Consider the following 16,221-nt stretch of genomic DNA (forward strand, 5'->3'; position numbering starts at 1 on the left):
CTTGGACTTTATGTCCACTAAAGAGCCGTTGAAGACTACGACGTTGATAGGTTGGATGTGGAAGTGCGGTGACGCATGAAGCTGACCAATACTAATTGCTCGTGAGGCTTGACTATACAACACCCAAACAGTTGTATGTAAAGCATCAATTGATTCACATATAATCAATCAAACTTGATTTAGTTGAAAAGCTAAGTAAAATTGAACACATTAAATTAACTCAAGTACTTCTGTTAATAACTCATTTGACCAAGCAACGGCACTGAAAAGATAAGACCAAATGCAAAGTCATAACAGTTGTGCTGGCGACAATAGCAAGAGTGAACCACCTGATCCCTTCCCGAACTCAGAAGTGAAACCTCTTAGCGCTGATGGTAGTGTGGGGTTACCCATGTGAGAGTAAGTCATCGCCAGCTCATTATTCGAAACACCCCCTGATATCTCAGGGGGTGTTTTTTTATGTGTGAGGAAAAGAAAAAGAAGTAATGAGAAAAAAAGAAAGAATTCATCATTCATTTCATGTGATTTATAAATTAAAGACTGAAAGGCGTATACTATCCGTGTCATTGATGGAAAGCTCATGTCTGATTTAGCCTCAAATTCTCCTTATATTGAATATGGCACACGGCCATTTCTTGCCATTTTATTTTCTTTATTTTTAGCAGGCTTCGCAATTTTTTCATCGTTGTATTGTGTACAACCGATGATGCCCATCTTTGCGAATTTCTTTCATGTCAGTCCGACACATAGCAGCTTTCCTTTATCTTTTTCTACCATTGCCTTAGCGATTGGGCTGCTATTCACTGGTTTGATTTCAGATCGGGTCGTAAGCCTGTGATGGTCACCGCTTTATTTTTGGCAGCGTCACTTTCAATCATTAGTTCTATATTTCCACTTTGGGAAATATTTTTATTGAATCGCGTGCTGATCGGATTAAGTGTTAGCGGTGTTGCTGCAGTTGCAATGACTTATATAGGTGAAGAAATTGAGCAAAAAGATATAGGCTTTGCAATGGGCCTGTATATATCGGGTACTGCGATTGGAGGAATGGGTGGTCGTCTCATTGCCGGGGTATTGATTGATTATATTAGTTGGCAAAATGCCATGATGATTATCGGCATCATTAACCTATGTATAGCCACAGCATTCTTTTTATTACTTCCAGCATCTCAACATTTTCAAGCTTATCCCATTCGTTTCAACCGATTTTATGAATCTTTCGTTAAAAATTTAGCAGATCCAAAGCTGAGAATTTTATTCCTTCAAGGCTTTATCCTCATGGGATGTTTTGTCTCTATATTTAACTATATGAGCTACCACCTATTAGAAGAACCTTATCAACTTTCTCAAACATGGATTGGACTAATCTCCATAGCATATTTGGCAGGAATATATAGTTCACCTCGGGCTGCAAGTTGGGGGAAACGCTTTGGCCGGGTAAAAGTTTTACCTTCGATGCTGATCATGATGTTGTTCGGGCTGTTGATCATGCTCATTCCGGCATTTTGGTCAGTCATTTTGGGGCTGATTGTATTCACTTTTGCTTTTTTTGCAGCGCATTCCACGGCAAGTAGTTGGGTATCAGTTCAATCCCTGCAATACCGTGCCGTAGGTTCATCTTTATATTTATTTTGCTATTACTTAGGTTCTAGTATTTTGGGTAGTAGTAGTGGTTTGGTTTGGGAGATGTCTGGTTGGATTGGGTTGACGAGCTTTATTGCTGTTATCTTGATGATCGGTTTATTTTTAGCAATACATTTGAATAAATTAAAATAGAAATATGTGAATAAGCTATTATTTAATATTCGTTTTACATCTATTTTTTAATATAAATAACACTATAAAAATGGCTGAATTTACTATTTTTATGATTATACAACTTTGGTCTAATATTTCTTTTAAAAGGTGCCTCATAATAATGAAATACATCACAATATAATAAATAAAATATTTTTGGTTATCATTTTTAAAATCTAATATATTTTCAAGTTGTTGATATTTAACATTTATACGTATTGTTCGTATTTTTTTGCATTTATTTTTAGTTGGAATTATATATAGATCAATATTGGTATTAAAATTAAGGCGATTATGAAAAATATAACTATTTTAATGATGGCTTTATTTTTTATCTTAATTTCAGCTTGTGTAAGTACCACGAATTTAGGGACAGCTGGTGCAGAACGTAAACAGTTTTTTATCGTTCCTCAAAAATTATTAACTAAACAGGCGGACAGATCTTATCAACAATTTATTCATCAGTCTAAAGACAAACAACTTTTGATCATTGATCCGAAATTGGATCAGGTTTTAAATAAACTCAAAAAAAATGCGGAGTTTTACCGTCAAGGTTCGAGTCAATGGGATTGGCAAGTCAGTGGGAATCTCAATAAAGATTTAAATGCACATGGTTTTCCAAGTGGGAAAATTGTCATTAACACGGGTTTGTATTGGAGTTTAAAGCTGACTGAAGATGAATTGGCATTTGTGATGGCGCATGAAATGGCACATGCATTGCGTGATCATCATCGTGAAAAGATTTCTTTGCTGTTTGCTAGTCAGGTGGCGATGATTTCTTCGACTGCGGGTATCGGCGCGCTTGCAACGGCTGCCAGTAGTGTGACTGGGCAAGCGGTTTTTCTGCCTAAAGTTTCAAAATTTGAACTAGAAGCTGATGTTCTCGCACTTGATCTTATGTCGAAAGCGGGCTTTGACCCAAATGCAGCATTGAGTTTTTGGCAAAAATATCAGCAGGAAACGACACGCCGTCAAATGCTTGATGTAAAACCATTGATGACTCAAGACAGTATAGATAAGCGTAAGATTTATATTGAAAAATATTTACCTGAAATGCACATCAAATTTCAACAGGCGCAGGCTTTAATGTTGAATAAAATGCGATAACTCATGGCACATTCTAGGTTGATTTAAACTAAAGCAAAGTTACAAATGATTTATTTAAATCTTGTTTTATAGTCGTGCTACAGCACTATTACATCTGATGTCTATATAAAACAATTCAATGATTCTGTAGCTATTGTATAAATTATAATCAAGCATGATGAATGGAATTCATGGTAAAATGATCGGCTTTCATCTTCTTTGATCTTTTTTTAGATCATTCCATCTGCCAGCCGAGAATTGCTAGCCATGTCTACTGCTTATACTATGCAGACTGCGCCAAAAGCGTTGTTTGATTACGACAAATATTGGGCGTCATGTTTTGACCCTGCGCCATTTTTGCCGATGTCACGCGAAGAAATGGATCAACTCGGTTGGGACAGTTGTGACTTTATTTTGGTCTGTGGTGATGCCTATATTGACCATCCATCATTCTGCTCAGGCATTATTGGTCGTACTTTAGAAGCGCAAGGCTTCCGTGTCGGTATTATTGCTCAGCCAGACTGGACCAATGTAGAAGCGTTCCGTGTATTGGGTAAACCGAATATTGCTTGGGGCGTGACTGCCGGCAACATGGATTCGATGATCAACCGTTATACAGCTGACCGTAAAATCCGTTCAGATGATGCCTATTCTCCTGATAATCAACCGAATAAACGCCCAGACCGTGCAGCAACCGTGTACTGCCAACGTGTGCGTGAAGCTTATCCAGATGTGCCTGTATTATTGGGCGGTATTGAAGCCTCGCTGCGCCGTATTGCACATTATGATTATTGGTCAGATAAAGTCCGCCGTTCAGTATTGATGGACTCGAAAGCCGATCTATTGATGTATGGTAATGGTGAACGTTCAATCACGGAAATCATGCATCGTTTGGCTCGCGGTGAAAAAATCCAAGAGATTACGGATGTCCGCGGTACTGCATTTATTGTGAATAAAAATAACCGGGCTTCAAAAGCGAAGTTTATTGAAATCGCATCAAATGATGTCGATGCGATTGGCCGTGTCGATCCGATCATTAACCCGTACGTGATGACTGAAGACCTTGAAGGCTGTGAAATCGAAAAAGGCAAAGACAGCGTTACGCAATATCAAGGCTTCCAAAAAGAAGCGGTAGCAAATCCGATTGTTCGTGAAGGTGATAACTTAGACGCCGATACGCAAATCGTGCAGCTGCAGCCTGCATCAAAAGCCATTAAGCATAAATTGCCGCCGCGTGAATTGGCGGTGATTCGTTTACCTGCCTATGAAGATGTGGCGAATGATCCTGTACTGTATGCACATGCCAACCGTATTTTGCATTTGGAAACCAATCCGGGCAATGCGCGCGCGATGGTGCAAAAGCATGGTGAACGTGATGTTTGGCTGAATGCACCGCCGATTCCATTGACTACAGAAGAAATGGATTATGTGTTTGACTTGCCGTATGCACGTCTGCCGCATCCTGCGTATGGTGAAGCGCGTTTTCCTGCCTTTGACATGATTAAGTTCTCCGTGAACATCATGCGCGGCTGTTTTGGCGGCTGTACCTTCTGCTCAATTACAGAGCATGAAGGGCGTATCATTCAAAACCGTTCTGAAGAATCGATTTTGCGTGAAGTTGAAAAAATTCGTGATACCGCACCGGGCTTTACCGGGATCATTTCTGACTTAGGCGGCCCAACGGCCAATATGTACCGTTTGGCATGTAAAGATCCTGAGATTGAAAAGAACTGTCGTAAGCCGTCGTGTGTATTCCCGGGTGTATGTCAAAACTTACATACCGATCATGCACCTTTAACGCAGTTATACCGTAAAGCACGTTCATTGCCGGGGATTAAAAAGATTCTGATCGGTTCTGGTTTACGCTATGACCTTGCGGTGTTAAACCCAGAATATGTCAAAGAATTGGTGACACATCACGTCGGCGGTTACTTGAAGATTGCGCCTGAACATACCGAAAAAGGTCCATTATCGAAGATGATGAAACCGGGGATCGGGACCTATGACCGTTTCAAACAAATGTTTGATCGTTTCAGTAAGGAAGCAGGGAAAGAGCAGTATCTCATTCCTTACTTTATTGCAGCGCATCCGGGTACGACGGACTATGACATGATGAACTTAGCGATTTGGCTGAAGAAGAATGGTTTCCGTGCCGATCAGGTGCAAACCTTCTATCCATCACCAATGGCGACTGCAACGACCATGTATTACACCGGTAAAAACCCGCTGGCTAAAGTGGCGCGTTATACCGAAAATGTCGATATCGTGAAAGGTGAAAAACGCCGCCGTTTGCATAAAGCCTTCTTGCGTTATCATGATCCAAACAACTGGCCATTGCTACGTGAAGCGCTCAAAGAAATGGGGCGTCAGGATCTGATCGGGAACTCAAAACAGCATTTGATTCCGACGTATCAGCCTGCGGGTAGTGCTGAGGGCCAATACCAATCTGCACGTAAAAAGAACTCAAGCATTGCGGGTGATTCACAAAAACGTACAGGCGAACAAGGTAATCGGACGAAGGCTGCTCAATCGCGTCCTTCAAATACCAAGAAGCGTCCTGAGCGTGGTCAAATTTTGACGCAGCATACTGGTCTGCCGCCGCGTGAAACGGGTGAAGCGAAAAAACCTTTTGGCGGTTCGAAACCCAAAGGAAAATCGAAGCCTAAATCACGCGCTTAAAATGATGAAATAAAAAAAGACACTTCGGTGTCTTTTTTTATGGCTGATATGCTCGGCAGCATCAGACAGTTTGCATTTTTATATGTTGTTACAAGCTCAATGCCATATGTGCGTCGGTTATCTCAATGAAATACGAGCAAAATTTGACAGCTTATCGGAATTGTCAGACAGTGAGAGGAAATGCACTTGCTGTCGTTTTAGCGAATGATCTAAAGTATCAATATATAGCAATGGATGCTATTACTCTGAACGAAGTGGCATGTGATGTTTGACGCTTTAAGTTTGCAACTTTTTGTCAGTTTAAATACGTATTGTGTGAAAGTTAGAGTTATTTTTTTTAATAGGACATTAAAAAAATAATACTGGTTGTATACTTCGTATTCATAAGAAGTATGTCAAAAACCAAAAATATAAGAAATATAAAGGATTATGAGATGACTATATACATAGTAATAGGGAGTATTTTACTCTTCTGTGTGCTCATAATGGCTTGGAAAAGTTTAGAAGGTGATTCTAAGCAACAAGATAGCGCATTGAAACAACGTGCTATTTTCAACATTAATGAGCAATTAACCTACACGCGTTTAAAAGAAATTTTGCCTAAGCATACAATCCTTGCGCATGTGTCTTTTGATGCACTGTTGACCACGAAATATTATCGGACGCGGAACAAGTATCGAAATATGGTGGCGGACTTTGTCGTCCTCGATGAACAGCACCAAATCTTAGCGATCGTCGCTTTAGATGATCCAATGGTACTCAAACGGATGCAGCAGTCGCAATATCAAGATGCTTTGCTCGCTTTGGCAGGCTATCGTGTCATTCGTTATGATGATGTGCCTGAGTACGTTCAATTACGCGAAGATTTCTTAAATGAGCAGCGTGTACAAGCGCCATTTGTACCGGTTAATGATTTGAAAAAATATCATTTATATTCAGATTTGGAACGTAAAAAGATCAAAATTATTGGATCTTAGGGATTCAAAGAGCAAAGCCTTTTGCAAAAAAAAGCGTGTCTTTAGACATGCTTTTTTTTAATGGTTATTTAGGCTTAATGATTATTCAGGCTTAACGGCTACGACGGTTAATTCTACCAGTACACGCGGGTCGTATAATTTGGCTTCAACACAAGTTCTGGGTAATGCTTCAATGTCTGACACCCACGCATCCCATACCTCATTGAATGCGGCATAATCCTGTTCAATATCTTTCAGATAAATGGTCACTGACATAATCTGGCTTTTATCTGTGCCGGCATCTGCAAGAAATTGATCAATGATCTCAAATGTTTGCTGTGTTTGTCCTTTGATGTCTAAATCAAGGTCTGTTGCCAATTGACCTGCCAAATGGATCAATTGACCGGAAATAGCGATTTCGGAGAAGCGTTTTGAAACATGCAGGCGTTGGATGGTCATGCGGAATATCCTGAAAGCAAAAAGGTCACTTAATCTTGAGTTTTAGGCATTGTAGCTGCAACTAAGGCCGTCAATAAACAGCCGACAGCAAGGTAAATTGCCACATAATGCCATGAACCATCACCCCAAATCACCAAAGCTGCTGCAATCATTGGGGTAAAGCCACCACCGATAATACTGGCCACTTGATAGCCGACACCTGCGCCACTGTAGCGATAGGCGGTACCAAACAAGGAGGTAAAAATCGGCTGGTGTACACTCACCACCATATCATGGGCAATATTGGCAAGGAAAATTGCACCGACAATAATCAGCCAAGTATTTTGAGCATCAAGGGCCATGAAGAATGGAAAGGCAGAAAGCGCACCAATCAATCCACCCAGAACACACATTTTACGATGATCAAATCGATCTGCTAGCCACGCAAAGAGGGGAATGCTGAAGCAGCTAATGGCACCAACCATTAAGGTGATATTGAGGAAGAACTGTTTGTCCATGCCCAATTGAGCGGTGGAATAATTCAGTGCAAAGTTCGTCACCAAATACATGGTGAGTAACTCGGTCAGGCGCAGCGCAATAATGTAGAAAAAGGCTTTTGGGTGTTGGCTAATCGCTTGCAGAATCGGTAATTTTTGTAGCGTTTGTTGAGCTTTGACCACATTGTCGACGAATTCTTGTGATTCGTCTTGATCACGTCGAATCCACATCGCGATAGCCAGCAAGATAATACTGGCAATAAAGGGAATTCGCCATGCCCAATCAGCAAAAGCATCTTCGCCCAAAGTGGCAATAATCAAAGACACAGCGCCTGTTGCAAGAACAAGTCCTACGCCATAGCCAATTTGTACACCACTGCTGTAAAAGGCTTTTTTGCCTTTCGGGGCATTTTCTACAGCCATCAGGGCAGCGCCGCCCCATTCTCCACCAACCGCAAAACCCTGTATTGCTCGAAGTGTCACGAGCAGGATCGGGGCCCACCAACCGATGGCCGCAAAATTGGGTAATAAACCAATGCCGACCGTCGAAATACCCATCAGGATGACGGTGAGCACCAACATTTTCTTACGACCCAGCTTGTCACCAAAATGTCCAAACACAATGCCGCCTAAGGGGCGGAACAAGAAGCCAACGCCAAAGGTCGCCAAGGCGGCAAGTGTGCCCATATTGTTGCCAATACTGGGGAAAAACTGATCTTTGAAAATGAGTGCGGCAACAATGCCATAAAGTAAAAAATCGTACCAATCGACTACGGCACCAATGAAGCTACTTAATGCGGCTTTACGAGCGCGTTGTTCTTGATTTTGTGAAATATTTTGAGGATTTGGAGCAGATTTTTCAGAAGGCATACAGCGGGGTATTCCATGATTGACAACAGAGTTGCCCTGTAATATTCGGATTTGATCGTCACGCCAATCACAGGACAGCATGCTGAAAGTAAAGGTGATTTTCAGCATCTCAGCGCATACACGGATAATGTAGTGCGCTGATAGAGTACTCTAATTTTAGGCTTTGTGAATAGCTAATTGCTTTAATTTTGTTCTTCTGCCTAAATCTTAAGCAAATACGATCTTCTTGAAGTTTTTAGAGCAGCGAAAGTTGTGCTTCTTGGTTTTGCGCACTTAATTGATAGACCCCTACGCCAATCAGGCGAAATTGATCTTCCTCAGAAATATGCATTTCATGCAGTAATTGCTGTAACACCTGCGCAAGGTCTTCACGATGATTCAGTGACGTTTTAAAACTCTTACTGTGCTGTAGCACTTGGAAATTCTTCAGTTTTAATTTGGCCGATACACCACGTGCGCTTAACTGCTTTTTTTCTAAACTAGACCAAACTTGGTCAATCAGTTTGGGCCAATAGGGCCGACATTGGCTCAGGGTGAGATCATCATCAAAAGTGGTTTCTTTGGAGATCTGTTGACGTTCACGGCTAGATTGGACCGGTCGTTCATCAATCCCTTGTGCATACAGATAGAGTTGTCGGCCATATTTACCGAAATGATGAATCAGAACGGCTTCTTCAATTTGTTGTAAATCACCCAATGTATTGAGTTGCATGGCTTTTAATTTTTCTTGAGTGACTTTTCCCACACCAGGAATTTTTTTCAGTGCCAAGTCATGGATGAAATGCAGAACTTGTGAAGGTTTGATAATACAAATGCCATTGGGTTTGTTCCAATCAGAAGCGACTTTAGCCAAAAATTTATTGGGCGCGACACCTGCGGAGGCAGTTAAACCAGTGCTTTGTAAAATCTCTGCCTGAATTCGCATAGCGACTTCGGTGGCGCTCGGAATGTGTTGTAAATTTTCTGTGACGTCCAAATAAGCTTCGTCTAAAGAAAGTGGCTCAATCAGCGACGTATAGCGTTGAAAAATGGCATGAATTTGCGCCGAAACAGCACGATATTTTTCAAAATTAGGTTCGATCACCACGACCTGTGGGCAGAGTTTACGGGCCTGTGCCATCGACATCGCAGAGCGTAAACCAAACTCACGTGCAGGATAGGATGCGGCACAGATGACTGCACGAGGGTGATGTGAAGACACAACAACAGGAAGCTGCTTGAGTTCTGGACGTTCCCGCAGCTCTACAGATGCAAAAAATGCATCCATGTCGATATGTATGATTTTCCTCATGCCTAGTTAGATCAGTGCCTAAAAATTGAATATCAGTATCGCACAGTCAATCCATCGCTTTCCTCAATTTTTTAACTCGAACGACACAGGTTGACTGAGTAAAACCACCTTGGTGTTTTGAGTTGCTGCCGACTGTATTAATAGATTTAGGCTTTGAGGGGTGTCATCGGCAAAGCGGGGCAAAAATTTGAGCTCTGGATTCAGTGGTTTGAAAAAATTATCCCAATGAATTGGAATCACGGTACTGGGTTGAAGAATCGCTAAGGTTTCTTTGAAATATTGCTGTTGAAACGCTGCCGTTTGCTTGGAAAGTTGGGCAATGCCTAAAAATAAAGTATCGACTTTTAGTTTTTGCAACTGTTTGGGCACAGCACCAGTACTGGCTTTGACTAAACTGTAATGCGGCCCATGTTGGATGAGATAATCATACGATCCACCTTCTTTAAACGCACTAAAATGTGCAGGGAGTTGCAGTGGCTGCGAAATTTCTTCTCCCAAATCATCATTAACGGCCGTTGGCGGAGTATGTTGCGAGGGGATGGCAGTAATGGTGAATTTACCGATTTGCATCGGTTGCCAAGCTTGAACTTCGTGTAATTGTGATTCAGCGATTGGCATCGCCCGTGCAATATTTAAGGTACTTTTAGAGCCGACAATCATGGCTTTAGGGAGCTGGTGGGCCAACATTGGAATATCGAGCGCATGATCATAATGTGAATGAGTCACGAAAATAGCACGTGTACGTTTTAAGTCGTATTGGTCGATATAGCTTTTTAATAAAGGCTGATCACTTTGAATCTGAGTGAATATGGTCCGACTGAGTGAAGGTCGACTAAAGAAGCCGTCGATGAGGAGTTGCTCTTGGCCATCGTCAAAAAGTAAGGTCGAAACACCAAAGAACTTCACGTGATAGGGCGCCGCTGAGCGAGTATCTGTAGTGCTTTGTGTGGGAAGTTGATAATGCCACGTTTTAAACGCTGCCAAGGTCCCTGAAGGTTGGATCAAATATGCCAATATCCCGATGGCGAGGATCATAAAGACTGAAAATATAATAAGAAAAATTTTTAAAATACGCATCCTGCGACTCAGTTTTCATGGATTATTTTGTTCGATGTTGTCCTGAGTCGGTGAATAAATCAACGGGGTTTGATCGGGGAAACGCCATTTTTGTCTAAAAAATCAGTCCAAGCCTTATCATCACCTGAAAATACATTTAAATCGACGCTGGTCGAGATGCCTTGAATTTGTCCTTGATTGGTATGTTGCCAAATCAGCCATTTCGGATTGTTTTTTAGATCGGGTGGGCCTTTATACTCACGGACCCACAGCGGCGTCTGTTTAAACTCGCCAGCTAAGACAATATTATAAAAAGACTTCGAGGTATAAAAAATCGGTTGTTTGCCATAATGGTGGTGCAAGCGATCATGCATATAAGTGATTTCTTTGAGTAACTGCTCTTTGCTGTAGGTGTTAATGCAGTTGGTGTCATATTCCAAATCAATCACTGGGGGAAGGGCATCGGCTTTTTTCGGCACGGAAGCAATAAAATTTTCTGCCTGAATCCTGCCATCACGGCACAGACGGTAAAAATGATAGGCCCCAACTAAAAAGCCGTTTTCCCGCGCTTGCAGCCAGTTATCTTGAAATTTCCGATCTTTAAAATCACCACCTTCTGTGGCTTTGAGATAAACGAATTGGTATTTTTTAGGTGAAATTTTTGACCATTGAATATCTTTTTGATGATGGGAAACATCAAAACCTTTGACTGGATATTCTTCTGCAGATGCAGGGCGATGCGGCATAACGGCTAAATAACCCAGTCCTGCCACCACCAAGACGCCGCTGATAGCGCTGAGTGCAATAATCGGGCTGTATTTTTTGAGTGAACTTTTTGTGGTACGTGATTTGGCTTTTTTAGGCATGAAAATGTATCCAAGTATCTCTTTTATCATAACCCTTTAATGGCTGATCTGTCATAGATTTGCCCGATGACACGGATTTAGACATCCACATGTTTAGGAATCTGCCAAAAAATCGCTGCGGTAATCAGGTTAATACAGCCGAGTAAAATCAAGGTGCTATGGAATGCTGTTTCGATTTGTGCAGCACCATAATAGGCCGTAAACACGTTGACTAAAGTCCCAGCCAAAGCCACACCGATACTCATCGACACCATCATAATCATCGACAAGAAACTGTTGCCACTGCTGGCATCTTGTTGGGGTAAATCTTTGAGGGTTAAGGTATTCATCGAAACGAATTGCAGCGAATTTAAAATACCAAAAATAAAAAAGTGTAAGGCACGTAACCACGTGGGGGTCTCAGCCGTAGAGAGCGCAAAACTGCAAATACAAGCGCCGACCAAGAAGGTATTTACCAATAACACTTTGCGATAGCCAAAGCGTTGAATAATTTGACGAATAATCGGTTTAGATGCCAATGAGCCGAGTACAGTCGGTATCATCAATAACCCTGTGATAAATGGCTCAAAGCCAAAAGCCACTTGTAGCATTAAGGGAATCAAAAATGGCATGGCATTGCCGCCAAGGCGGGCAAAGAAGTTGCCGATAATGCCGATGGCATAGATCCGATTTTGAAATAATTTACTGCGAAACAGCGCATTGGCGTGGGTATGTGCATGAAAGGCATAGATCAAACTGGCGATGATGCCTGCAGCGACCAAAAGCAGGCTCCACCATAGCGGCAGATGCGGGCTGGCAAAGTTTTCAATGCCTAACGATAAACCCACCATGGCGACGACCAATAAGAAAAAACCCATAAAGTCGAAGCGTTGTACGCTCGGTTCGGTCACATTGGGCATGGCTTTAAAGGTAATAAGAACCCCTAACAGCCCCATTGGAATGTTTATTAAAAAGATCCAATGCCATGTTGCGACTTCCACCATCCAACCGCCAAGGGTAGGGCCAATTAAGGGGCCCATCAAACCGGCAAGGCTCATCAGACTCATAGCCGATAAAAACTGTGTCCGAGGAATCACTTTGAGCATTGCCAAACGCCCAACAGGTAGCAGTAATGCGCCACCTATGCCTTGAATTACCCGATAAACCAGCAGCTCATTCAGGCTATTGGCCATGCCGCAGCCTAGCGATGCTAACGTAAAAATAATAATGGCTGTGAAATACGTATTTCGTACACCAAAACGATCGGCCAACCAACCACTTAAAGGAATACACGCCGCAACGGACAAGACATAGGCCACGACCACACTATGCATTTGTAGCGGGTCTTCGCCCAAACTTCTTGCCATCGCTGGGATTGCTGTATTGACGATGGTCGTATCCAGCCCTTGCATAAAAAAGCCAATAGAGACCAATAGCACAAGAAGTCTAAATTCGGGTTGTAAAGCCTGATGCGTTGGCGTGCTATTCATAAGTCAATAAAGCTGAGATTTTTAAACAGTTTAAATGAATATTGCCATTCGGATGTAGTAAAAGCTTTGCATAATTGAGCCAAAAAATTGCAAGAAAAATGCAATGAAAGTTTCATCTCTATGCAACCTAATGTTTATAAATTGGTCATATTTTAATAAAAGACGAATGAAAACATGAAACTACAAATTTCGGCGCTGATGTGTGCCATGTTGTCTGTGGGGCTAGTGGCGTGTAATGACAGCAATGATGATGCGCAAGTGCAAACACCTCCTCCAGTGGTCGAAGAAGTCACGCCAAACACTATCGCGTTGGAACAGATTGGGCGTTATGAATCGGGTATTTTTGGCGCGAGTGCAGCAGAAATTCCTGCTTATGATGCTCAAAGTCAGCGCGTATTTGTGGTCAATGCCAAAGCTGGTGTGGTTGATGTACTGGATTTAAAACAACCAGCACAGCCTACATATTTACAATCTTTAGATGCTAAAAAATATTTGGCCGATTCTGAAGTGAATAGCGTTGCTGTACACAATGGCATCGTGGCACTCGCGGTGCAAGCGGCCGATAAAACGCAGCCGGGCATCGTGGCCTTTTTTAAAGCACAAGATTTAAGTTTTATCAGTCAGGTCGAAGTTGGGGCTTTGCCAGACATGCTGACCTTTAGCCCAGATGGCAAAAAAGTATTGGTCGCTAATGAAGGCGAACCAAATGAAGGTTATGCAGTCGACCCTGAAGGTTCAGTCAGTATTATTGATCTAACTCAGATTGAAAAGCCAACGGCGAAATTGGTGGATTTCCGTGCGTGGAATGCTCGTAAACAAGAGCTAATTGATGCTGGCGTTCGCATTTTTGGACCCGACACCGCACAATATGCCGATGTGAAGACGCAAGGTGTACAAACCACGAGTGTGGCTCAAGACCTAGAACCTGAGTACATTGCGGTGAGCCAAGATGGTCAAACGGCATGGGTGAGCTTACAAGAGAACAATGCGATTGCCGTGCTCGATCTAGTGAAAGCGGAATTTATTGATATCTTTCCGATGGGCTATAAAGATCACAGCTTGCCTGAAAATGCACTCGATGGCAGTGATCGTGATTGTGTGGTTGGTGCGACGGACAGCGTAGGCCGTCAGGTCGAGAGCTGTGCAAAAGATGCAGGGATGATCAATATTCAGGCATGGCCTGAGCTGTATGGTATGTATATGCCTGATGCCATTGCACATTATCAAGCGGATGGAAAAAGTTATTTGGTCACTGCCAATGAAGGCGATGCCCGAGAGTGGTTAAAAGACGAAACGCAGTATTTTACGGGCGATGATTTAAGCCAAGGCTATACCGAAGAAATTCGAGTTAAGCATCTGTTTAAAAAAGCCGGTTTTGATGCAAAAGGGGATTATGCAGCCCATTTACGTCATTTGGTGCCTGGTGTCGTTGGTGCAAAACTCGATCCGAGCGTCTTTAAAGCTTGTACCACCACAGCGCCGACAGAAATTTGTGCGGATAACTTGATCAAAGATGCACAGATTGGCCGTTTAACCATCAGTTGGACGCAAGGTTTTAAACGTGATACTGCCGGAAAACCTGTATTGGAAGACGGTAAGTTGGTTTATGACAAATTGTATACCTATGGTGGGCGCTCGTTCAGTATTGTCGATCCAATCAGTCGAAAAATTGTTTGGGATTCGGGCAGTGAGTTTGAACGCAAAATTGCTGAATTGTTCCCAGCCCAATTTAATAGTAATCATGAAGCCTTTAAATTTGATGACCGCAGTGACAATAAAGGCCCAGAGCCTGAAGGCATCACACTGGGTAAAATTGGCCAAAAAACCTATGCTTTTATCGGACTAGAGCGGGCTAGCGGGATCATGGTGTATGACATCACACAGCCGCAACAGGCGAAATTTGTTCAGTATTTTAATACACGGGATATTGCGCAAACCGATATAACTAAGCAGGGCGATTTAGGACCTGAAGGTCTGATTTTTATTGCGGCCAAGGATTCGCCCAATGCCCAACCTTTGTTGGTGGTTGGAAATGAAGTGAACGGTAGCACTGCGATTTATCAGATTAAATTGAAATAATTAAATTTTAAATTTTTGTTTTATTTAAATTTTTTATTTTAGTGGCGAGAAAAACACGGTACAAAATTGTATGAACGCCAGATAAACTGTCATAATGCGCTCAAGTCCTTCATTTATTGGAGGGCTTTTTCTTTATGGCAAAGGTGTTTTGTTTTCATGACAATCGAAATTCTGATGGTCATAGGCTTCTGTCTCGCGGCCTATTCTATTGTCGGTAATGATGTGCCACAGACATTGGGAACCTTTATTTCATCCAATGCGCATCGCCCTTGGTGGCTGTTGTGGATCTATGTCAGCAGTATTCTAGCCATTGTATTGGTTTATGGTTGGTACAGTTCTGGCGTGGGGGATGCATCTTATGGTCGTTTAGAAACGATTCCATTTCCCGCAGAAGGGGTCACGTGGCTCTATATTGTGCCACCGATCTTACTGATCATTTTGACTCGCTACGGGATACCGGTCAGCACCACATTCTTAGTGTTGACGATCTTCTCTCCGAGTAGTCTCGGCTCGATGTTAACTAAGTCGATGATGGGTTATGCGGTAGCTTTTGTTGTCGCGATTATTGTTTATCGTTTTGTGATTAAAGGCATCTCGGTTTATTTCAGTAAAACACGTGATGAAACCCCCTCGAATATTTGGGTGGGACTACAGTGGGTTTCGACGGCATTTTTATGGAGTCAGTGGCTGATTCAGGATTTGGCCAATATTTTTGTCTACGTCCCTCGTCAGGTGCCGCTGGAGTTCCTGATTTTTGCAATTGTGGTGTTTATCGTACTGCTTGGGATCATTTTGTACCAACGTGGTGGGGCGATTCAGGGCATTATCGACACCAAAACAGGTGTGGCTGATATCCGCTCGGCAACCATTATCGACTTTATGTATGCCTTGATTTTATTGGTGTTCAAAGAGTGGAGTAATATTCCAATGAGTACCACTTGGGTGTTCTTGGGCTTACTCGCAGGACGTGAATTTGCCATGTCCATGCATTTACATGAAGTGAATAAATATCGAACTTCACGAAATGTCAGCAAAGATGCGATGAAATTGATGCTTGGTTTGTTGATGAGTATTTTCTTAGCGACAACCTTGCCATGGTTCTATCGTGTGGTGTCGGGTTAAGTCGGCACGATATAG

11 protein-coding genes, 2 rRNA genes and 1 pseudogene are annotated in these 16,221 nt (G+C 42.3%); 8 read left to right on the forward strand and 6 right to left on the reverse strand.

Annotation, left to right across the window (positions count from 1 at the left end):
- From FTU83_RS02825 to FTU83_RS02850, 6 genes and pseudogenes are all read left to right on the forward strand, one after another.
- Positions 1 to 116: ribosomal RNA gene (locus FTU83_RS02825) — 23S ribosomal RNA — on the forward strand; the annotation flags it as partial.
- Positions 117 to 301: 185 nt separating this feature from the next.
- A 5S ribosomal RNA gene (gene rrf / locus FTU83_RS02830) occupies positions 302 to 416 on the forward strand.
- Between the two features lie 164 nt (positions 417 to 580).
- Positions 581 to 1,776 (forward strand): annotated as a pseudogene (locus FTU83_RS02835) (MFS transporter).
- Between the two features lie 315 nt (positions 1,777 to 2,091).
- The gene (locus FTU83_RS02840; protein ID WP_180105620.1) at positions 2,092 to 2,904 is read left to right on the forward strand and encodes a M48 family metallopeptidase; all 813 of its coding nucleotides are present in this window, start codon (positions 2,092 to 2,094) and stop codon (positions 2,902 to 2,904) included.
- A 246-nt stretch (positions 2,905 to 3,150) separates the two neighbouring features.
- A complete protein-coding gene (locus FTU83_RS02845) occupies positions 3,151 to 5,562 on the forward strand; it encodes a YgiQ family radical SAM protein (protein ID WP_180105621.1) in 2,412 nt (803 codons plus the stop codon).
- Between the two features lie 434 nt (positions 5,563 to 5,996).
- A complete protein-coding gene (locus FTU83_RS02850) occupies positions 5,997 to 6,539 on the forward strand; it encodes a DUF2726 domain-containing protein (RefSeq protein WP_078189487.1) in 543 nt (180 codons plus the stop codon).
- 81 nt (positions 6,540 to 6,620) lie between these two features.
- Here the strand turns inward: FTU83_RS02850 and FTU83_RS02855 are convergent, their stop codons facing one another.
- From FTU83_RS02855 to mdtD, 6 genes are all read right to left on the reverse strand, one after another.
- Positions 6,621 to 6,977, reverse strand: coding sequence for a RidA family protein (locus FTU83_RS02855; protein ID WP_180005213.1), 357 nt, complete (start codon positions 6,975 to 6,977; stop codon positions 6,621 to 6,623).
- Positions 6,978 to 7,006: 29 nt separating this feature from the next.
- Positions 7,007 to 8,323, reverse strand: coding sequence for a shikimate transporter (gene shiA / locus FTU83_RS02860; RefSeq protein ID WP_180105651.1), 1,317 nt, complete (start codon positions 8,321 to 8,323; stop codon positions 7,007 to 7,009).
- Positions 8,324 to 8,558: 235 nt separating this feature from the next.
- Entirely contained in the window at positions 8,559 to 9,614 is a 1,056-nt protein-coding gene (gene dinB / locus FTU83_RS02865; protein ID WP_180105622.1) for a DNA polymerase IV, read from the reverse strand.
- Positions 9,615 to 9,677: 63 nt separating this feature from the next.
- Positions 9,678 to 10,691: an MBL fold metallo-hydrolase gene (locus tag FTU83_RS02870; protein ID WP_180105623.1), complete on the reverse strand. Its 1,014-nt coding sequence runs from the start codon at positions 10,689 to 10,691 to the stop codon at positions 9,678 to 9,680.
- Positions 10,692 to 10,750: 59 nt separating this feature from the next.
- Positions 10,751 to 11,536 (reverse strand): GH25 family lysozyme, encoded by a 786-nt coding sequence (locus FTU83_RS02875; protein ID WP_180105624.1) that lies wholly within the window; start codon positions 11,534 to 11,536, stop codon positions 10,751 to 10,753.
- A gap of 77 nt (positions 11,537 to 11,613) precedes the next feature.
- A complete protein-coding gene (gene mdtD, locus FTU83_RS02880; RefSeq protein ID WP_168378247.1) occupies positions 11,614 to 13,005 on the reverse strand; it encodes a multidrug transporter subunit MdtD in 1,392 nt (463 codons plus the stop codon).
- A gap of 174 nt (positions 13,006 to 13,179) precedes the next feature.
- Here mdtD and FTU83_RS02885 point away from each other — a divergent pair, with 174 nt between their 5' ends.
- Together FTU83_RS02885 and FTU83_RS02890 are read left to right on the forward strand one after the other, a co-directional pair.
- Positions 13,180 to 15,084 (forward strand): choice-of-anchor I family protein, encoded by a 1,905-nt coding sequence (locus tag FTU83_RS02885; RefSeq protein ID WP_180105625.1) that lies wholly within the window; start codon positions 13,180 to 13,182, stop codon positions 15,082 to 15,084.
- Positions 15,085 to 15,240: 156 nt separating this feature from the next.
- Entirely contained in the window at positions 15,241 to 16,206 is a 966-nt protein-coding gene (locus FTU83_RS02890) for a hypothetical protein (protein WP_078189479.1), read from the forward strand.
- The last annotated feature ends 15 nt before the right edge of the window (positions 16,207 to 16,221 follow it).

The sequence above is a fragment of the Acinetobacter sp. YH12152 genome, assembly GCF_013418285.1.
GTDB classification, from domain to species: domain Bacteria; phylum Pseudomonadota; class Gammaproteobacteria; order Pseudomonadales; family Moraxellaceae; genus Acinetobacter; species Acinetobacter amyesii.